Annotated in this window: 19 protein-coding genes and 1 other annotated feature; of the genes, 4 read left to right on the forward strand and 15 right to left on the reverse strand. The window is 52.4% G+C overall.

Annotated features, from left to right (window positions below; genetic code table 11):
• Positions 1-179 precede the first annotated feature (179 nt).
• The gene (locus LAJLEIBI_RS11900) at positions 180-1,274 is read left to right on the forward strand and encodes a prephenate dehydrogenase (protein ID WP_006442319.1); all 1,095 of its coding nucleotides are present in this window, start codon (positions 180-182) and stop codon (positions 1,272-1,274) included.
• Positions 1,264-2,562, forward strand: coding sequence for a 3-phosphoshikimate 1-carboxyvinyltransferase (gene aroA, locus LAJLEIBI_RS11905; RefSeq protein WP_006442320.1), 1,299 nt, complete (start codon positions 1,264-1,266; stop codon positions 2,560-2,562). Before LAJLEIBI_RS11900 ends, aroA begins: the two co-directional genes overlap by 11 nt.
• Before the next feature lie 100 nt (positions 2,563-2,662).
• Here aroA and LAJLEIBI_RS11910 read toward each other — a convergent pair whose 3' ends face one another.
• From LAJLEIBI_RS11910 to LAJLEIBI_RS11940, 7 genes are all read right to left on the reverse strand, one after another.
• The gene (locus LAJLEIBI_RS11910) at positions 2,663-3,847 is read right to left on the reverse strand and encodes an anti sigma factor C-terminal domain-containing protein (protein WP_006442322.1); all 1,185 of its coding nucleotides are present in this window, start codon (positions 3,845-3,847) and stop codon (positions 2,663-2,665) included.
• Between the two features lie 3 nt (positions 3,848-3,850).
• Positions 3,851-4,372, reverse strand: a complete 522-nt coding sequence (locus tag LAJLEIBI_RS11915) for an RNA polymerase sigma factor (RefSeq protein ID WP_006442323.1) — start codon at positions 4,370-4,372, stop codon at positions 3,851-3,853.
• Between the two features lie 101 nt (positions 4,373-4,473).
• Positions 4,474-5,646 carry a SpoIIE family protein phosphatase gene (locus LAJLEIBI_RS11920; RefSeq protein ID WP_040434800.1) on the reverse strand — a complete coding sequence of 391 codons (1,173 nt, stop codon included), beginning with the start codon at positions 5,644-5,646 and terminating at the stop codon, positions 4,474-4,476.
• 1 nt (position 5,647) lies between these two features.
• Positions 5,648-7,363: a [Fe-Fe] hydrogenase large subunit C-terminal domain-containing protein gene (locus LAJLEIBI_RS11925; protein WP_006442325.1), complete on the reverse strand. Its 1,716-nt coding sequence runs from the start codon at positions 7,361-7,363 to the stop codon at positions 5,648-5,650.
• Positions 7,360-7,605, reverse strand: a complete 246-nt coding sequence (locus tag LAJLEIBI_RS11930) for a (2Fe-2S) ferredoxin domain-containing protein (RefSeq protein WP_006442326.1) — start codon at positions 7,603-7,605, stop codon at positions 7,360-7,362. The genes LAJLEIBI_RS11925 and LAJLEIBI_RS11930 overlap by 4 nt, the downstream gene beginning before the upstream one ends.
• Before the next feature lie 112 nt (positions 7,606-7,717).
• On the reverse strand, positions 7,718-7,957 hold the full coding sequence (locus tag LAJLEIBI_RS11935) for a barstar family protein (protein ID WP_006442327.1): 240 nt from the start codon (positions 7,955-7,957) through the stop codon (positions 7,718-7,720).
• A gap of 12 nt (positions 7,958-7,969) precedes the next feature.
• Positions 7,970-8,464, reverse strand: coding sequence for a ribonuclease domain-containing protein (locus tag LAJLEIBI_RS11940; RefSeq protein ID WP_147570443.1), 495 nt, complete (start codon positions 8,462-8,464; stop codon positions 7,970-7,972).
• Between the two features lie 166 nt (positions 8,465-8,630).
• Here LAJLEIBI_RS11940 and LAJLEIBI_RS11945 point away from each other — a divergent pair, with 166 nt between their 5' ends.
• Together LAJLEIBI_RS11945 and LAJLEIBI_RS11950 are read left to right on the forward strand one after the other, a co-directional pair.
• The gene (locus tag LAJLEIBI_RS11945; protein WP_006442330.1) at positions 8,631-9,968 is read left to right on the forward strand and encodes a replication-associated recombination protein A; all 1,338 of its coding nucleotides are present in this window, start codon (positions 8,631-8,633) and stop codon (positions 9,966-9,968) included.
• A gap of 57 nt (positions 9,969-10,025) precedes the next feature.
• Positions 10,026-10,288, forward strand: a binding site (T-box leader).
• Between the two features lie 45 nt (positions 10,289-10,333).
• Complete coding sequence (locus LAJLEIBI_RS11950; RefSeq protein WP_006442332.1) at positions 10,334-11,710, forward strand: TrpB-like pyridoxal phosphate-dependent enzyme; 1,377 nt, start codon at positions 10,334-10,336, stop codon at positions 11,708-11,710.
• 83 nt (positions 11,711-11,793) lie between these two features.
• On the opposite strand, the gene LAJLEIBI_RS11955 is transcribed toward LAJLEIBI_RS11950, so the two are convergent.
• From LAJLEIBI_RS11955 to LAJLEIBI_RS11990, 8 genes are all read right to left on the reverse strand, one after another.
• Positions 11,794-12,501 (reverse strand): M15 family metallopeptidase, encoded by a 708-nt coding sequence (locus LAJLEIBI_RS11955; RefSeq protein WP_147570444.1) that lies wholly within the window; start codon positions 12,499-12,501, stop codon positions 11,794-11,796.
• Positions 12,502-12,620: 119 nt separating this feature from the next.
• On the reverse strand, positions 12,621-13,418 hold the full coding sequence (locus LAJLEIBI_RS11960; protein ID WP_006442334.1) for a hypothetical protein: 798 nt from the start codon (positions 13,416-13,418) through the stop codon (positions 12,621-12,623).
• Entirely contained in the window at positions 13,415-14,845 is a 1,431-nt protein-coding gene (locus LAJLEIBI_RS11965) for a sensor histidine kinase (RefSeq protein WP_006442335.1), read from the reverse strand. The genes LAJLEIBI_RS11960 and LAJLEIBI_RS11965 overlap by 4 nt, the downstream gene beginning before the upstream one ends.
• 3 nt (positions 14,846-14,848) lie before the next feature.
• Complete coding sequence (locus LAJLEIBI_RS11970; protein WP_006442336.1) at positions 14,849-15,502, reverse strand: response regulator transcription factor; 654 nt, start codon at positions 15,500-15,502, stop codon at positions 14,849-14,851.
• A gap of 108 nt (positions 15,503-15,610) precedes the next feature.
• A complete protein-coding gene (locus tag LAJLEIBI_RS11975) occupies positions 15,611-16,309 on the reverse strand; it encodes an ABC transporter permease (protein ID WP_006442337.1) in 699 nt (232 codons plus the stop codon).
• Positions 16,310-16,312: 3 nt separating this feature from the next.
• Positions 16,313-17,158 (reverse strand): ABC transporter ATP-binding protein, encoded by an 846-nt coding sequence (locus LAJLEIBI_RS11980; protein ID WP_006442338.1) that lies wholly within the window; start codon positions 17,156-17,158, stop codon positions 16,313-16,315.
• Positions 17,136-17,636, reverse strand: coding sequence for a hypothetical protein (locus tag LAJLEIBI_RS11985; RefSeq protein WP_006442339.1), 501 nt, complete (start codon positions 17,634-17,636; stop codon positions 17,136-17,138). The genes LAJLEIBI_RS11980 and LAJLEIBI_RS11985 overlap by 23 nt, the downstream gene beginning before the upstream one ends.
• 2 nt (positions 17,637-17,638) lie before the next feature.
• Positions 17,639-18,076, reverse strand: a complete 438-nt coding sequence (locus tag LAJLEIBI_RS11990; protein WP_006442340.1) for a LytTR family DNA-binding domain-containing protein — start codon at positions 18,074-18,076, stop codon at positions 17,639-17,641.
• Positions 18,077-18,253 lie beyond the last annotated feature (177 nt).

Consider the following 18,253-nt stretch of genomic DNA (forward strand, 5'->3'; position numbering starts at 1 on the left):
GTGCCTTTTTACAACTCTTTTATGCATTCTTTACAACAAATAGTGCTTTTTCACTTTAAAGCGCTATAGTATTGACAAAACCGGAAAGAAAAGTTAGAATTTAGGACGTAAACTTTTGAGTAAAGCTGCGTTTTGCAATACATTTCAGCCCCTGCTCAAAGGAAGAAAGGTGTGTAGCTATGCATAACAAAATTGGTTTTATCGGCCTTGGTCTCATCGGTGGTTCGATCGCCAAAGCCATCCGGCAGTATTTTCCGGACTATGAGATCGTGGCTTTTGACAAAAACAGAGAGACGCTTGCCCTCGCCACGCAGGAGTCTTTGATCCATGTGGCGGCAACTTCAATAGACAACAACTTCAAAGACTGCAGCTTCATTTATCTCTGTGCCCCTGTAGCTTACAATACCGCTTATCTGAAGCAGGTCCAGGGTTTCATGCACAGCGGCTGTATCCTGACAGACGTAGGGAGCGTCAAAACGAACATTCATGAGGAAGTGAAAGCCCTCGGTCTTGAAGATTATTTTATCGGCGGCCATCCGATGGCAGGTTCTGAAAAGAGCGGCTATGTAAACTCCAAGGCCATGCTCATAGAAAATGCCTACTATGTCCTGACGCCGTCCGCAAAGGTCCCGCAGGAGAAAGTAAAACGGTACCGGGAGTTTACCGAAGCGCTGAAAGCCATACCGGTCGTCCTCGACTACCGGGAACACGATCATATCACCGGCACGATCAGCCATCTGCCGCATATCATCGCCTCAAGTCTTGTGAATTTCGTGAAGGATACCGACACAGAAGATGAGATGATGAAGCAGCTGGCCGCCGGCGGATTCAAAGATATCACGAGGATCGCGTCGTCGTCGCCTGCCATGTGGCAGCATATCTGCCTGAAAAACAGAGAGAATATATCCGGCATTCTCGGGGAATACATCGCCGCGCTCCAGAGGGCAAAAGAGACCGTGGACCGCGCCGACGAGCAGGGACTTTACGACCTGTTTGACAACTCCAGAAATTACCGGAATTCCATCCCGGAATCTTCCGCAGGTCCAATCAAAAAGGCCTTTGCCGTATACTGCGACATTATAGACGAAGCCGGCGGTATCGCGGCTATTGCGACCATACTGGCATCGAACAGTCTGAACATCAAAAATATCGGGATCGTACATAACAGAGAATTTGAAGAAGGGGTTCTGCGCATTGAATTCTACGACGGGGTTTCCTCCTCGAAGGCGGCGGATTTACTGCAGAAATTCAGGTACATTGTATATGAGCGTTAAAAACATAGGAAGATCTTCCGGGCTGAAAGGAACGGTGCGCGTGCCGGGTGACAAATCCATCTCCCACCGCGCCGTCATGTTAGGTTCCATCGCGCTCGGAACGACGGAGATCACCAACTTCCTCGAGGGGGCGGACTGTCTGGCAACGATCGGCTGCTTTCGTAAGATGGGCGTAGAGATCGAACAGCGGCAGGAATGTATTCTCGTCCACGGAAAGGGCCTTCGCGGCCTGCGTCCGCCGGCCGGGATACTGGACGTTGGAAACAGCGGCACGACCACCCGCCTCATATCCGGCATCCTCTGCGGGCAGGATTTCACCTCTGTCCTCTCCGGCGACGCGTCGCTAAACTCGCGTCCCATGGGCCGGATCATCACCCCTCTTAGGAACATGGGCGCGTCCGTCACAAGTGTGAACGGAAACGGCTGCGCGCCGCTGAAGATCGAACCCGGCCGCATACACGGCATCCACTACGAATCCCCCGTGGCATCTGCCCAGGTAAAATCAGCCGTGCTGCTCGCCGGATTATATGCGGACAACACGACCTCTGTGACAGAACCGAGTCTCTCACGGAACCATACCGAACTGATGCTGCAGAACTTCGGAGCCGCACTGTCGGCCGCCATGCACCCCGACGGCCGCGCCACAGCGGAGCTTGCCCCGTGTACAGAGCTTTACGGCCGGCAGATCCATGTGCCCGGAGACATCTCCTCCGCGGCATACTTCATCGCCGCCGGACTCACCGTTCCAGGCTCAGAACTGCTTTTAAAAAATGTGGGCACCAACTTTACGAGAGCCGGTTTCCTAACGGTATGCCAAAATATGGGCGCCCGCGTCACCCGTTTAAATGAAACGGTACAGGGCGGAGAAGCCAGAGCCGACCTCCTCGTGACGCCGGGCCGCCTGCACGGAACTGTCATCGAGGGGGATCTCATACCTTCCCTCATAGACGAGATCCCGGTTATCGCTGTCATGGCCGCCTGCGCGGAAGGGACGACCGTCATCCGCGACGCGGCGGAGCTTAAGGTCAAGGAGACGGACCGCATCGCTACCGTCACGGAGAATCTGCGCGCCATGGGAGCCTGCGTCACACCGACGGAGGACGGTATGATCATAGAAGGCCGCGGCGGGCTAAAGGGCGCCTTCATTGAAAGCCATATGGACCACCGTATCGCCATGGCCTTCGCCGTGGCCGCTCTGTCCGCCAAAGGAGAGAGCCGCATCAACAACAGCCAGTGTGTGGACGTGTCCTATCCCGCCTTCTGGGAGACACTTGACATGCTACGTTAATACTGCCGCCTCCCAGCATGCTCCGCAGTGCCGGGCAGCACAGGAAAACAAACAGGACGCAGAGACCCGCAACGGGACCGCGTCCTGTTTTATACTGTCATTATAGATTTAAATGTGCATCCATCAGATATACGCCGTCCACATCCGGGTCTGCCAGCAGTTCCAGCAGTTCGTCCCGGCCGGCATTGACGACCGCGCCGTATCCGTTTACCCCGTTCTTTTTCACGTAATCGAGCGCCGATTCAAATTTTATCCTGTTAAACACATTCTCCCCCGGCACTTCCGACGCAAATATCCGTCCGAACCGCTCGTTGTCCGTCATGTAAGCCAGCAGGGAAATGACATGCTTTTCCAGGACATCTGCCGGTATCCTGCCGTCTTTTTCGTATTGTGCCAGATCCAGGTACGGGTACTTCTCCGCATCATAGCTGTCTGTCCTCACATAGCCCGCCGCGTCAGGCCGGTATCCCATATATTCCGTCATCGTTCCTTTTTGATCCTCATACGTCTCAAAAGGTACGTACAGGAATTCCCCGCTGTATTTATCCATAAACTGTACGAGCCGGCCGGTATCTTTTGGCTCTTTGAACGATATGGCCGCACGGACGGCCATCGTATCCGGCAGCCCCTGCAGTCTGTCCGCCGCCTCCCTGGCGGATATCCCTGAGAACGAGTCCCTCTCCTCCACGCAGTAAGTGAACGCATTTCCGGGAACTTCAGACTGGTTCCAGCTCATATCGGTCCAGTACAGATGGTTCTTGTTCAGTTCCAGATAATGATGGTCTGTTCTGCCGTTCCTCTGTGTCTGTACATCAATGGAATGCCTCCCGTATCCCTCCGGGCGCACATGTACATTGGCATATCCTTTGTCTGCGCACATAAGTTCCATGTACACCGCCATATTAAGGTCGATGGGCGGATCCGAAGCCTTCGGCCGCGACGGATTATAGTAAAGCGCGTCCAGCGCAGGGGACAGCACATTGACGCCGATAAACACAAGCAGCAGCACGACCGCCCCTGTAACAGCGGCATAACGGCGCAGCTTTCTGTTCACGGCACGGGATATGCGGCGGCTCAAGTCATGCTCCCGGCCATTCCACTGCGCCCTCCCCGGCTTATCCTTTCCGGCACTTTCATCCTCAGCGGAAAACAGTTCTTCATCTATGCTGCTGTCGAGATAGTCGAGCAGCACCTGCGTCTTCTCCAGATCTTCCTCTATCCGGGCTCTCTCCTCCCCCTCAAGCGTCCCGTCCACATATTTCCTGAATCGCTCCCTGTAGTTCATACGTCACACCCTCCTTTTGGTATCACTGCCCCCATGCCTCTTTCCGTCAGACTCCTTCAGCATCTCTTTCAGCTTTCGTTTGGCCCGGTGCAGTATCACCCGGACATTCCCATGCCCGATCTCCATCTGCCGTCCGATCTCTTCCTGGGAAAATCCGGCAAAGTAATAAAGCACGACCGCCTCCCGCTCTCTGTCGCTCAGGCAGAGTATCGTCCCGTACAGTCTCCGGTTCTGTTCCTTCTTTATGAGCTGCTCCAGTATCTCCTCTTCCTCGTCTGTCAATTCCCTTTCTTGCTGCATCCGGGATGCCCTCTCTCTTCTCCAGACGTCTATATACAGGTTCTTCGCCACCCTGAGAAGCCACGGAAGGATCCGCTCTGTCTGCTCCAGGGAGCAGAGCGCCCTGAGAAATGTTTCCTGCGTCAGATCCTCCGCTGTCTCATGGCTGTGACAAAGGGAGAAAAGATAGAGGTAAACCGGCTTCATATATTCCATATAGACCTGCTCGAGCAAATCCTTCTCCACTTTATCACCCCCTTTATCATAGAAACGGATAACTCACAATAATGTTACACAGGCGGAGAATCCCACTTGTGGGAATCTCCGCCTGTGTTCTGTCCTTCTTCTCAATAATACTTTACATTTACATTTTTCCCGATGTGCTCCGCACATTCCTTCAGCTGGTCCACAAGGTTCATGCGGATGCTCAGATCAAACGGCAGATTGGAATTCTGGTGCGCCGTGTTGACCGCTTTCCCGACAAACATGTTCAATTCCGTACACTCTTCTATGATCAGCTTCGCCAGCTTTGCCGCGCCATTTTCCGCGTCCAGCTCATCAAAGAACGCCTCATCAAATTCGTCCTGCTCGTAACGCCGCAGAAGATTGAGCGCCTTCCCGAGTGTCAGGACGCCTTCCGTCACAAGGTCTAATCCATCTATGGACGCTGTCGGCGGGACATTCGGGTCCGCATAGTTCAGCGATGTGACGATATCTTTATGCAGGATCCTTGCAACTATATTGGCGCTCGTACCACCACAGACGACCTTCCTGCCTTCGCCCCTCATAAAGTCCTTCACCACGCGCTCATCGTCTTCCTTCTGTGTCGGCGGTCCGGTGAAGAGATTGACGATGCGCCGTTCGATCACTCTGGTGACGGCCACTGTCGTGTCGTCCCCGGGCTTCTGCCCGTACAGGTCATCACATGCTTTGCTCAGCATAGCCGCCAGACGGGAGGCGGAAAGTGTCTCTTTTGTACATTTCAGTGTGTATTCCGCCATGCTGTCCCACGTCCAGCCAAAGTTCAGCAATTCCCCCACTCCAGCATAGATGACGCCGTCGCTCATAAGTACGAAGCAGTCATTCAACTGCACTTTGAACCGGTACAGATGGATGACCTTGTCCTCTATGACCCGCTCTTCATAAGGATAGTCCACGACTTTTCCGTCTCTTACAAACACACAGGACGGGTTGTCAAATTCCACGAGATACGCGTCCCCATTGTGGAATATCTGCAGGATGCTGAACGTGGCATATGCCACCTCCCTCACCTTGCAGACCGGCAGCGTCTTCGCGATCGTCTCCACACAGGCTTCGATCGGGGCGCCCTCCAGATACATGGTCGCCAGTATCTTGGATGTGAGCGTCGCCAGAATATTTGCCTTCACGCCGCTCCCCATACCGTCCGCCAGTATGACGATCTCGGAGTCCCCGGTCTTGAGCACTTCCACCTTGTCGCCGCACAGTTCTTCCCCGTGCTTGTTCAGGCTCTTCCATGCCACATCTACACTTACATTCATACTACTCTCCTTCTTCTTCAAAAAGAATAGAATCTCTGAGCTTGGACAGCGTCACCTTTGTCTCCGCCGTCGTCTCCCCGAGCAGTCCCGCGATCTCCTGTGCAACCATCATCTGCTTGTCAATGACTCTCTGCGCCATCTCCACAGTCTCTATCTTCAGGTTGTAATGCTGCTCCTTTGCCTTCTCTTCCTTCGTGATATCCTGATATGTCACAAGTACGGATTCCAGACTCTCGATATAAATGATCGATTCCACCACAGTCATTCCGATGGATTCCAGCCCCACCTTCTTATGGATGACCTGCCGCTTCGTGCGCAGGACTTCCGCGATATCTCTGTCGTCCAGGAATTCAAATATGTACCGCTCCAGCGCTTCCTCACGGGAGACGTCAAGCATCTCCTGCGCTTTCTTGTTGCACTCCCGGATGCGCATATCTTTATCCACGATGAGGATCATACTCGGCGTCACATCCATGACGACATTGGACATGGACTCGGCCTGTTCCAGCGCATGGGGAAGGCACATGCCTATCTCTGCCTTCTTCTGGTACACGGCCACTGCCTTTGCACGGCACGTCGGATACCCGCAGGCGCCGCAGTTCAATTCATCCTCCGCCGTGTATTTTCCCATGGCTTTCAGGACGTCCCGCATCTCGCTTCCATCCGGCATCCTGTCCGCAACGTGACGGTCATGGAATTGCTTTTCCATGGAAATGCTGCTGCCGTCGATCCCTTCCGCAGGTTCCCTGTGTCCAACCTGATCTTCCACGTTCATCTTCGCCTTGATGACCGTCTGCTGCCATTTGTCGGAAGCCGGACCCTTGATGCATCCGCCCTCACATACATTCACTTCAAAGAAGCAGTCGGAGATCTCGCCCTTCATAAGCTCCTCGAACAGCTCCATACAGGGCTTCAGGCCGTCCACATACACTTTATAGTAATTGTCCTCCACGGAATCCGCCAGTATCGACTTTACGATCCCCCCGCCGACGGGATACAGCTTGTTCACCCTCGGATCCGGGTTGCCGAGCGGGCGGTCCTCACAGGCATTCACGTCAATTCCCTCTGCCGCCCACCACTTTGTGATCTCCTCAAAGGTGAGAATGGCATCTACCGCGCCGATGACCCTCTTGTCCCCGACAGCCTCTTCCTTTTTTGCGATACACGGCCCGAGAAATACAACCTTCGTGTCCTCACCATATATCTGCTTTATGAGACGTCCGTGGGCGATCATAGGGGACACGACAGGCGCCATCTGCCCGGTCAGGGCAGGATAATATTTTTCGATCAGATCATTGACGCTTGGACAGCACGTTGTGATGATATTTTTCATTGTTCCGTCTTTCAGAAGCTTCCGGTACTCCTGCGTCACAAGGGCGGCTCCTTCCGCCGTCTCACGCACCTCATAAAACCCCAGCTTCAGCAGCGCGTCCACCACCTGTCCCGGCTTTTCATATTCCAGAACGCCGAGGTAGGACGGCGCTATGGAGATGACTGTTTTCATCCCCTGTTTCAGATACCCCTTTACCCGCTCCATATCACTGGCAAATGTCTTGGCGTTCTGGGGACAGACTTCCAGGCAGTGGCCGCAGTTGATACAGTGGTCCTTCATGATATGCGCCTGCTCGTTCTGTACCGAGATCGCCTTTACCTCACAGTTGCGTACACATTTATAACAATGTCTGCAGCTTGCATCTTTAAAATCGATTACCCTCACCTGGCCGCCTCCTTCCGTATGACTTCACGGAAGAAATCTTCCGCGTCTTCCGGCTTCACATGATAAATATTTTCCCCGATCTTCACGCTTACCCCTTTGGAACAGGCTCCCATACAGAAGGAACCGCACAGTTCTACCTGCGCCTCCAGCTTCTCCTCTTTCAGAAGCCTGTTAAACGTCTTTACGATCGTCTCCGATCCCCGCAGATGGCAGGAACTTCCGATACATATCTGGACTTTCATAATGTGCCCCTTTCCGCTCCTCGCGCAGATATCCCGGTCCGCTTTCGCCGCATAAGATCATCCGGTCCGTCCGCACTTAAATATTTGCAATCATTATAACATTACCGGCGTATTAACGCAATTCGACTTCTGCATCCGCATCCATCATTATTTGTATGACCGCGGACGCGTAAGGACCGGCCTGCGCATGATTCAGCACGATGACTCTCAGCCCGGCGCATTCCGTGAGACAGTCGTAAAACGCATCCAGATTGGCCCCGTAATAATCCGGAAATCCAAACTTCTCCCTGAGGTATACATGAGTCTCTTCTTTCTTCTGCATATGTGCGGCATCCAGTATAACTTCCTTCATCTTTCCCTCCTGTCATTTCCCTTCGTATAACAAGTCAAAACTCTCATAATGGTCTTCCGTATAATAGACAAGGCCGTCGTCCGAATAGACGATCCGCTCTGCCCCCCGGTACCCTCCGTCTCCGCCGATATCACACTCATAATATTTCCGGCCCGGCTTTTCCGGCAGAAGCCCTTCATAGTTGCCGAACGGGTCACCGCCGATGCTTTTTCCCGGCGCCGCCTCGTCCAGGTTCCCCTTCCTGCTGTCCCAGCCGAGCGCTTTTGCCTCTCTCTTCGTGATATAGTTATCCGGCAGATGCCCATATGTATGAATATAAGCCGCAACTTCTTCTTTTGAAGTATATTCCCCCGACTCCTCAACTTTGACTGTATTTCCTCTGTCTCCTGTCTCCTGTCCGGCTCCGCCGGCGGATATTCCATAATCGTCCGCACCGCCGCAGCCGCCGGCCGTCAGACAGAACAGCAGGACTAATACCCCTGCCAGGCAGCGTAACTTTCTGCTCATAGTTCTCCCTTTCTGCTCACATGGATCTGATATGTTCATTATACAGATTCTTCCCAGTGACTGTAAACATTCCGCTCACTTTTTCCTGATTTTCTATTCCATTGCGAATGTATGTTTGGTATAATGAGTGATACAGATCCATGTCTTAGATAAGGAGTGACCAGTTATGAACGAACAACTCTCTCTTTTTGATAACGAACGGGAGCTCACCCCGCTCGCCAGCCGGCTCCGGCCTGAAAGCCTGGACGATTTTGCCGGGCAGGAACATCTGCTTGGTCCCGGCAGACTGCTGCGGCAGCTCATTGACAAAGACCAGATATCATCCATGATATTCTGGGGACCTCCGGGCGTAGGCAAGACGACGCTGGCCCGCATCATCGCCAGGAGGACAAAAGCGGATTTTATCGATTTCAGCGCTGTCACAAGCGGAATCAAAGAAATCAAAGAAGTAATGTCCAAAGCAGAGAAGGACAGGCATGCCGGCATCCGCACGCTCGTCTTTGTGGACGAGATCCACCGTTTCAACAAAGCCCAGCAGGACGCCTTCCTGCCATATGTGGAAAAGGGAAGCATCATCCTCATCGGAGCCACGACGGAAAATCCTTCGTTTGAGATCAATGCTGCTCTTCTGTCCAGATGTAAAGTATTTGTCCTTCAGGCGCTCACAGAAAAGGACCTGCTGCGCCTGCTCGGCCACGCGCTCTCCTCCCCGGCCGGATTCGGGCATCTCAATGTAGATATCACACCGGAATCCCTCCAGATGATCGCCGGCTTTGCCAACGGGGATGCGCGCACTGCCCTGAACACGCTTGAGATGGCTGTTCTCAACGGCGAACTCACGCCCGAAAAGACCATTGTCACGAAAGCATCCATCGAACAGTGCATCAGCAGGAAATCACTGCTCTACGACAAAAATGGGGAGGAACACTACAACCTCATCTCCGCGCTTCACAAGTCCATGCGCAACAGCGACCCCGACGCGGCGGTCTACTGGCTTTCACGGATGCTTGAAGCAGGGGAAGACCCGCTCTATGTCGCGCGCAGGCTCGTCCGCTTTGCAAGTGAAGACGTCGGCATGGCAGACAGCCAGGCTCTTCCGCTGGCCGTGGCCGGCTATCAGGCCTGTCATTTTCTCGGAATGCCGGAGTGCAATGTACACCTCACCCATGTTGTCACCTATCTGTCCATGGCGCCCAAGTCCAACGCTCTGTATATCGCCTGTGAGACATGCCGCGCGGACGCACAGAAGTGTCTGGCGGAACCGGTGCCCCTCCACCTGCGCAACGCGCCAACAAAGCTGATGAAAGACCTGCACTACGGAAAAGGCTACGAGTATGCCCATGACTCTGACGATAAGCTGACAACGATGCAGTGTATGCCCGACAGTTTAAAAGACAAGACCTACTATCATCCGACCGACGAGGGCGCAGAAGCACAGGTCAAGGCCAGGCTTGCGCAGATCAGGGCGTTCCGCGGTACAGGCATGGACAGCGGGAAAAAATAAAATAAATACAATTTGCGGTTGACAATTCTTTATTACTGCATTATAATAAAGCAAAATTAACAACCGATGAGCAAGAGTAGTAGCTTTGACGACATATTTACAGAGAGTCACGGACGGTGGAACCGTGATAATATCCGTCTCAGTGAATGGACTTGCGAGGGCAAACCAAAATGACGCGCACCGCGTCAGAGTAGGGGCGACGGAATCCAACCGTTATCATATGGAGCATGTATGATCGTACATGGCTGAGCGCATTCTTTTTATTGTTGCAGAAAGAATGAATTTAGGTGGCACCGCAGGAATCCACTCCTGTCCTAATGATTTAGGACGGGAGTTTTTTTATTTCAAATGAAAGGAAGGAAACCATGATGAAAGACACGAAACAAATCCCCTACAAAATCTACCTTGAAGAAAGTGAGATGCCGAAACAATGGTACAATGTACGCGCCGATATGAAGAATAAACCCGCGCCTCTTTTAAACCCCGGAACTTTAGAACCTATGACTTTTGATGAACTGCGCGGCGTATTCTGCGATGAACTCGTCAGACAGGAACTGGATGACACGACGCCGTTCTTTGATATCCCCCAGGAGATCCAGGATTTCTATAAGATGTACCGGCCTTCCCCTCTCGTCCGGGCGTACTGCCTCGAGGAGGCGCTTCAGACGCCGGCCAGGATCTACTACAAGTTCGAGGGCAACAACACATCCGGCAGCCACAAACTGAACTCTGCCATCGCACAGGCATATTACGCAAAGAATCAGGGGCTTAAGGGAGTGACGACAGAGACAGGCGCCGGCCAGTGGGGCACCGCGCTCTCCATGGCGTGCGCCTACCTCGGGCTGGACTGCCAGGTATACATGGTCAAATGCTCCTATGAACAGAAGCCGTTCCGCAGAGAAGTGATGCGCACCTACGGCGCAAATGTGACCCCTTCCCCGTCGGAGACTACCAATGTGGGCCGCAGGATTCTGGCCGAACATCCGGGAACTTCGGGTAGTCTCGGCTGCGCGATCTCAGAGGCTGTTGAAGCTGCCCTCTCCCAGGACGGTTACCGCTACGTACTTGGCTCTGTCCTGTCACAGGTCCTGCTGCACCAGTCAATCATCGGACTTGAGACGAAGGCGGCGCTTGACAAATACGGCATAACGCCGGATATCATTATCGGATGCGCAGGGGGCGGCTCCAACCTCGGCGGGCTCATCTCCCCGTTTATGGGAGAAAAGTTAAGAGGGGAAAAGGATTACCAGATCATCGCTGTGGAGCCGGCCAGCTGCCCGAGCCTCACCCGCGGCACATATGCATACGATTTCTGCGATACCGGCATGGTATGCCCGCTCGCTAAGATGTACACGCTCGGAAGCGGATTCATTCCGTCGCCGAACCATGCGGGAGGGCTGCGCTATCACGGCATGAGTTCCGTACTCTCCCAGCTGTATGATGACAAACTTATGGAAGCCGTCTCCATAGAGCAGACGGCAGTGTTTGAGGCCGCCACGAGATTCGCCCGCATCGAAGGCATCCTGCCGGCGCCGGAGAGCAGCCACGCCATCAAGGCCGCCATGGACGAAGCCATAAAGTGCAGGGAAAGCGGCGAAGAAAAAACCATCGTCTTCGGGCTCACAGGAACCGGATACTTCGACATGACCGCCTACGGAAAATTCAACAACGGCGAGATGACCGACTATATCCCGACCGATGAAGACCTGGCAGAAGGATTTGCCGGACTTCCGGCCGTATAGATTGCTTTTCATTCGCCGTTATATCACAGACAGGGCACAGCCGTTTCGACGGCTGCGCCCTGTATTACATATCAGTCCATTCTTTACAATTCAAGATACTCCTCCAGACAGATCCCCCTCCGCATGATCTCCTCCGCCGCCTCTCTGCCCACATAGCGGTAGTGCCACGGCTCATATCCGATTCCGGTCATCTCGCTTTTGTCCGTGGGGTAACGGAGAATAAATCCGTATTCACTGCAGTGTTCCATCAGCCACTGTTGTTCTGCTGTTTTTTCCTGGTGCCTGTCCAGAAGCTGATACGACTCTGCCACAATGTCAACAGCCAGTCCAAGCTGATGCTCGCTTGTCCCCGGCGGGGCGACCCATATGGCCGCCTGCTTTTCTGCCTCTTCCCTCAGGTCTCCCTGATCCATGCAGGAAGCGACTTTTGCCTCGTACAACGCTCTCTGCTTTTCTTCTGTCCGGTAGGAAGAGCATATTAATGGGGAAAGCCCTTCACTTCGGGCGGCATCCATCATATCCTGAAGCTCCCTGAATATCCGCGAATCTACAGATTGTCCATTTTTAAGCAGTGTGATATCGAAAGAATAACCTTCATCGATCGGATGTGACGCATTGACGAGCCTCAGATTCCATGCGGATGCGTCTGTTCCCGTCTGTGCATTCTCCTGTGTGCCGCTATTTACGCGCGCGCTGCCCGCCGGCTTTTTTGCCGCTCCTGCCTGAGTTTTTGCGAACTCTCTCGCACAGGTAAAACCACAGACAAATACGAACAGGCAGATAATGATCATTAAAATACCGTAAAAAATCATCCTCTTCCTTCTTTTTCCCCGCCCTGGCGACGCGGTCATATATCGGTTCATAAAAATCTCCCCTTTCCTTCAGGAATCTTTATTACACCGATATTCTATTACCGCACTGCATCAATTGAACTGCCCTCTCGCATCGTATTTGCATCATCTTCTGAATAGCCAAGTGAAAATGAGTCTGCTATGCTGATGTAATTTCCTTCTATATATTCCGGCCTGGTAAACATATAGAAAACATCTGTGTCTTCTGTCTCATACACCACTATATTCTCCATTGGCTGCGCGCTCATCTTCTTTAACGTTATCCCGAGATACTCCGCCCACTTATCCTGCGCATTTTCGGTCAGTCTGACCGCTGCGCCCGCGCCGTTAAGTTCTGTGCCGATCTCCGGTTCTATGCTGATCTCCGGTTCTATGCTGATCTCATATATGAGCTCTGTCTCTTCATCCATGAGGAGCCACAGGCCGGATCCGCTGCACTGCATCTCGATATAATAGCAGCGTACTTTTTTCTGTCCGTCTGTCTGTGTATAATATAATTTTACAGCTTCCAGGATCTTAATATCATAATTCAGCCCTTCTCCCGTGACTATGCCACTTTGCAGCAGTTTTTCAAGCCCGTTCCCCACCAGTTTCACAAGCTTTTTGTCCGCCGTATTGTATGTGACTTTACCCGATACGATCTCGCTGCCCATCCGCCTTGCCCTGCTGATGACCGACAGATTTTCGAGTGTGTCCTGCTGTGACTTCTCCGGTTTTGCGGATCTGCTGAGCTTTTCCGTCTTTACTTCCCGGAGCAGCCGTCTGTCCTCATAGCCGGACAGACGGATAGGCACATAGACAGAGGCGCCCAGAACGGCCGCAAGGAGAAGGACTGCCACCCAGGTTCTGTTTTTCATTTTTTTCTCCCTTCTTTGTCTTCCCGGGAAGCGCTATCGTCCCTGAGACAGACGGACACCCGCGTTCCCTTTCCTTCACGGCTCACAAACTTCATCCTTCCCCGGTGCAGCTTCACAATTCTGGAGCAGAGAGCAAGTCCCATGCCTGCCCCGCCCTGCGCCCGCGCGCGCGATTTGTCCACCATGTAAAATGCTTCCGTGATCTTGGACAGCTCACCCTTCGGGATCCCCTTACCGCTGTCCTCCACAGAGATACAGTACATCCCGTCCGGCAGCCTCCTGCCTGTAAACAAGATCCTGTCTCCTCTGCCGGCTGCCTTTCTCGCATTGTCCAGCAGGTTCATGCAGACCGTCTTCATAAGATCCGGCTCAAGACTTACGACACCGTCCCGGACTTTTGAAGAAAATAAGATCCCGCTGTCCGCCACAACCGGCGCAAACGCATTAGCTATCTGTCCGAGAAACTCGCGCATATAGACCGGACGGAATGTGAACTCCTGGTTTTCAAGCACGATCAGGTCCATCAGCTTCAGAGACAATGTCTCCAGCCGTTTTCCTTCTGTATAAATATAGTCCGCACAGGCCATACGCCGCTCCGGCTCCATCTCCCTGGAACGGATCATGTCCGCGTAACCGATGATCGATGTGAGCGGCGTTTTCAGCTCGTGGGAGAAATTGTCCACAAAGTCCTGCTGCCGCCGCGAATACTCCTTTAATTCATTCACCATATCTTCAAGCTTCACCGACATCTGTTCAAAGTCAGAGGCCAGCTCCCCGATCTCATCGCTGCGCGCGATATTGAGCTTCGGCCTGAAGCTTCCGTCCGCCATCTGCTTTGTGGCAGAAGACAGCTTTTTCAGCGGGGAGAGAAGCAGACTGGACACGACAAAGGAAACAAGACCCACGCCCACAAAAAGGACGGCCATCAAAACGGCAAATGTCGTATACTGCTGCCTCTTTGCCTCAAACAGGTACGTGATCTCCCGGAAGCTCTCCAGATACATCACCTCGCCTCTTGCATAGATCGGCCGCACCGCATGGATATAATATTTCCCCTGTGTTTTGTATATTTCATATCCTTTGTTGTCTCCGCCGATCTTGCCATATATGTCCCTGCTTCCTGACAGATCGCTGTTTCTGTAGACAGCGGAACCTTTTTCATCACTGACCGTGAACGCGATCGTGCCGCCGGATACATTGACCGTGATATTATCGGCGATCTCCGGCACCTCTTCCTTCATAGACGTCAGATCTTTAAGCTCCTGGTCTAAAATCTGCCCGAGAATATCATTTTCAGCATAGGCTGCCGCTATCTCACGGTCCAGCGACAGCTGAAACTGCGAGTGAATGAGAAAGTATCCGCCCACACTGCACGTAAACGCGGTGATGATAATGGTGCTGCAAAATATTTTCCAAAAAAACTTCAACTCCTACGCCTCCAGACGATATCCTACTTTGTATACAGGGACGATCTTGTGCTCCAGACCGAGCTTCTTGCGCATGCGCTGAACGTGAAGGTCCACGGTACGGCTGTCGCCAAGATAGGTCTCCCCCCACACTCTCTCATAGAGAAAGTCACGGTACAGCGCCACATTTCTGTTCTGCGCAAACAAAAGAAGCAGTTCATATTCTTTGGCAGTGAGCGCCACCGTCTCTCCGTTCCTTTTGACTGTGCGGGAAAGCGTGTCCACCGTAATGTCAAAAAGTGTGACCGTGCGCTGCGTCTTTCCGTACCGTCTGAGGACCGTCTCCACCCGGGCCAGCAGTTCTGCGATTTCAAACGGCTTTGTTATATAATCTTCCGCCCCGGATTTAAGCCCCTTCACCTTGTCCCTCACATCTGACCTTGCCGTCAGGAAGATGACCGGTATGCCCAGAGGTCTGATATACTCCAGAAGCTCATACCCGTTGATCTCGGGAAGCATGATATCGAGAAGTACAAGATCATATCTCTTCTGCTCTACCATGTCCGCCGCCTGTATCCCGTCAAAGGCACAAAAACAGAGGTACCCCGCATCACTTAAGCTCTCTTTTATAAGATTGGATATAGGTACCTCGTCTTCTACGATCAATATTTTATTCATTCCAGCCACCTCATATATTCATTAAAACTTTCCCGTATTAATAATATTATACATGATTATGGCATCATTTTTGTATCTTAATTTCACTGCTCTCCTGAAGCAGTATGTTTAAGCGAGCCTGCACTTGCGGTATACGATGACAAACAGCACTGCAAAGAGTCCCGCGTTGCACAAGATCACAGCCAGATTTCCGCCTCCTGCGGCCGGTTCTCCGATCGCGCCGATATAGTTGCTGATCTGCTGTGAATACGCATATTTGGAGACAGCGCCAACCTGCTCATTAAAAGAGGCGATCATAGGCAGAAAGGAGAACACGAGCATGACCGGCACGCTGACAGACACTTCCGTCACCTGATTCCTGCACGTGATGCCGATAACTGCCCCAAGCAGCAGGGAGATTATGATTCCTGCTCCCATAATGAGAAGAAAATGCACCGCCTCTCTTCCCGTATACTTGCCTGCCAGGGCAAACACAGCCGCCCCGAGCATAGAGCATACAAAAATGCCGAGACCGATTCCGAGCAGATATTCACCAGCTTTGACGTTGGCCATCAGAAGCTCCCGCAGCGTATTCTTTTCTTTTTCTTCTGATATTATGGATGCCGCTGCCGTGAGAGGCGCCATCCCCACATACATGGTGGCGAACAGAATGATAAAATACCGCTTTGGCATTCCTTCGATCTGTATAGAGTTCTGCATGATAACGGAAAGTACCGGAAACATGACGAATTGTATGAGCACCGCCTTATTCTTCAGCGTATCCTTCATCTGTTTCTTCCACACCGCATAAATTTTTTTCCCCGCCATGTCCTAAAGCCCCCTTCCTGTAAGTTCCATAAATACAGTCTGCAGATCCGGCTCCGTAGAATGGATCCCGGCCACCATACCGCTGCGGAAATACTCCGCTATCGTTTCCGCCTCACTTCGCTCATTGCCGAGCAGAACCGTGCGGCCGTCGTTTAAGCTGATCTTGATCTTATTCTGGTGATTATATCTTCTGCATATTTCTTCCGGTTCCCCCTCCTCCACGATACTCCCGTCGTTAAGAAGCGCGATCCGCCCGCAGAGCTTTGCCGCCTCCTCCATGTTGTGAGTCGTCATCATCACGGCTGTCCCCCGGTCTCTCTGTTCAAGGATCAGGCTGTGGATACAGGACGCTGTGGCCGGGTCGAGGCCGCCTGTCGGCTCATCGAGGAACAGTACCTCCGGCCGGTGCATGAGAGCCCTCGCCAGAACGAGCCGCTGCCGCATTCCTTTGGAAAGCTTATGGACCGGAGTTTTGGCCGCATCTGCAAGTCCCACCTTATAAAGTGCTTCACCGATCCCTTTCTTTGAAATGCCGTAAATATCCGTAAACACTGCCAGATTGTCTCTGCACGAAAGACGTTCGTACAGGCCGCTGTTATCCATGACCATTCCGATCCGGGCGCAGACCGTATTGTCAGGATGTCTGCTGTCATGACCCATAATAAATGCTTCTCCGCCGGTCTGCCCAAGCTGCCCGGTAAGTATCTTTATGAGCGTCGTCTTCCCTGCTCCCGACGGACCGAGCAGACCGAAGATCTCTCCTTCGGACACAGAGAGACTGATTCCTTTCAGGACCTCTTTGTCTTTAAATCTCATGCGGACATTTTCAGCGCTGATCTTCCGTTCCATTCTCTTCCTCCCACTGCCTTTTCATTTTCTCCAGTCCTTCCTGGAGCTTTCTGTTCTCAAGTTTTGTCTTCCATGCTGATATCCCTGTGCTCACAAAAAAGCATATGGCAAAAAAGAGCAGGAACAGCACCCAAGGCTGCCACATATCTGCCGGGAACCAGCCAAACAGAAAGATGAACACACACACAGACGCCAGAATACATGCAACCATGCCAAGAGCCCGTCTCCCTGCCGTCAGTTTCTTAAACAGTACATCTGTAAAAAATACATACTGCAGCAGTACGACGATAATAGAAAGGACGAAAAATTCCAGCATGATCTCCAATGGGATCCCTTTGCTCCCGAGCCGGTACAGCGCCGATATCCCGCGGGCGCTCTCCCCAAACAGGTGAGTAAAAACGGCCATACAGAGCATCGTAAACCCAAAGATAACAAGCACCTGCGATAAATAACTGAATATTGTTCTTTTTTCTTCCATAGTCAGATCCCCAACCTTTCTTTCAGCTGTTTTGTATACTGTCTCGACACGAGAAGCTGCTCCCTGTTGTCCATTGTGACCCGTATCTTTCTGTCAATGTCCGCTCTCAGCGATGTAATGTGGCGGACGTTGACGATACAGGATTTGGCAATGCGCAGAAACCCGCTCTCTTCCAGCTGTTCTTCCAGTTCATACAGCTTCATCTCTGTCTCGTAGACAGATTCCATCGTATAGAGAAATGTCTTTTTATCTGTCGTGTCTATATACAGGATCGAGGCAATGTCCAGCAAGTGGATCTCGCCGTCCCTGATCCCTGTCATCTTCTGTTCCAGCATCCTCAGCATGGAGATGATCTTTTCCACCTCCGGCGTCAGGTACGCACAGTTCACCGTGATCTCCGTGCCGGACACTGCCGGGTCTGTATTGATCGTTATCTTCACGTTGTCCCCTCCTCCTTAAACTATCTAAACTATAGCAGAGAACGTGCCTGCCAACAATATTGTGCGGCGTAAGTTGCACATATTATGCGCTGTGTTTCCACGCACAAAAAAAAGCAGAAGGCGGAACGCAGCTCTGTCTGCCGCATCCCGCCTTCTTCCATATTTTTTTATCAGTAC

The organism is [Clostridium] hylemonae DSM 15053, from assembly GCF_008281175.1.
GTDB lineage: Bacteria > Bacillota > Clostridia > Lachnospirales > Lachnospiraceae > Extibacter > Extibacter hylemonae.

Coding starts and splice junctions, on each gene's coding strand:
- LAJLEIBI_RS11900 (WP_006442319.1), top strand. CDS start 180: ATGCATAACAAAATTGGTTTTATCGGCCTTGGTCTCATCGGTGGTTCG.
- aroA (WP_006442320.1), top strand. CDS start 1,264: ATGAGCGTTAAAAACATAGGAAGATCTTCCGGGCTGAAAGGAACGGTG.
- LAJLEIBI_RS11910 (WP_006442322.1), bottom strand. CDS start 3,847: ATGAACTACAGGGAGCGATTCAGGAAATATGTGGACGGGACGCTTGAG.
- LAJLEIBI_RS11920 (WP_040434800.1), bottom strand. CDS start 5,646: ATGAATGTAAGTGTAGATGTGGCATGGAAGAGCCTGAACAAGCACGGG.
- LAJLEIBI_RS11930 (WP_006442326.1), bottom strand. CDS start 7,605: ATGAAAGTCCAGATATGTATCGGAAGTTCCTGCCATCTGCGGGGATCG.
- LAJLEIBI_RS11935 (WP_006442327.1), bottom strand. CDS start 7,957: ATGAAGGAAGTTATACTGGATGCCGCACATATGCAGAAGAAAGAAGAG.
- LAJLEIBI_RS11940 (WP_147570443.1), bottom strand. CDS start 8,464: ATGAGCAGAAAGTTACGCTGCCTGGCAGGGGTATTAGTCCTGCTGTTC.
- LAJLEIBI_RS11945 (WP_006442330.1), top strand. CDS start 8,631: ATGAACGAACAACTCTCTCTTTTTGATAACGAACGGGAGCTCACCCCG.
- LAJLEIBI_RS11950 (WP_006442332.1), top strand. CDS start 10,334: ATGATGAAAGACACGAAACAAATCCCCTACAAAATCTACCTTGAAGAA.
- LAJLEIBI_RS11955 (WP_147570444.1), bottom strand. CDS start 12,501: ATGATCATTATCTGCCTGTTCGTATTTGTCTGTGGTTTTACCTGTGCG.
- LAJLEIBI_RS11960 (WP_006442334.1), bottom strand. CDS start 13,418: ATGAAAAACAGAACCTGGGTGGCAGTCCTTCTCCTTGCGGCCGTTCTG.
- LAJLEIBI_RS11970 (WP_006442336.1), bottom strand. CDS start 15,502: ATGAATAAAATATTGATCGTAGAAGACGAGGTACCTATATCCAATCTT.
- LAJLEIBI_RS11975 (WP_006442337.1), bottom strand. CDS start 16,309: ATGGCGGGGAAAAAAATTTATGCGGTGTGGAAGAAACAGATGAAGGAT.
- LAJLEIBI_RS11980 (WP_006442338.1), bottom strand. CDS start 17,158: ATGGAACGGAAGATCAGCGCTGAAAATGTCCGCATGAGATTTAAAGAC.
- LAJLEIBI_RS11985 (WP_006442339.1), bottom strand. CDS start 17,636: ATGGAAGAAAAAAGAACAATATTCAGTTATTTATCGCAGGTGCTTGTT.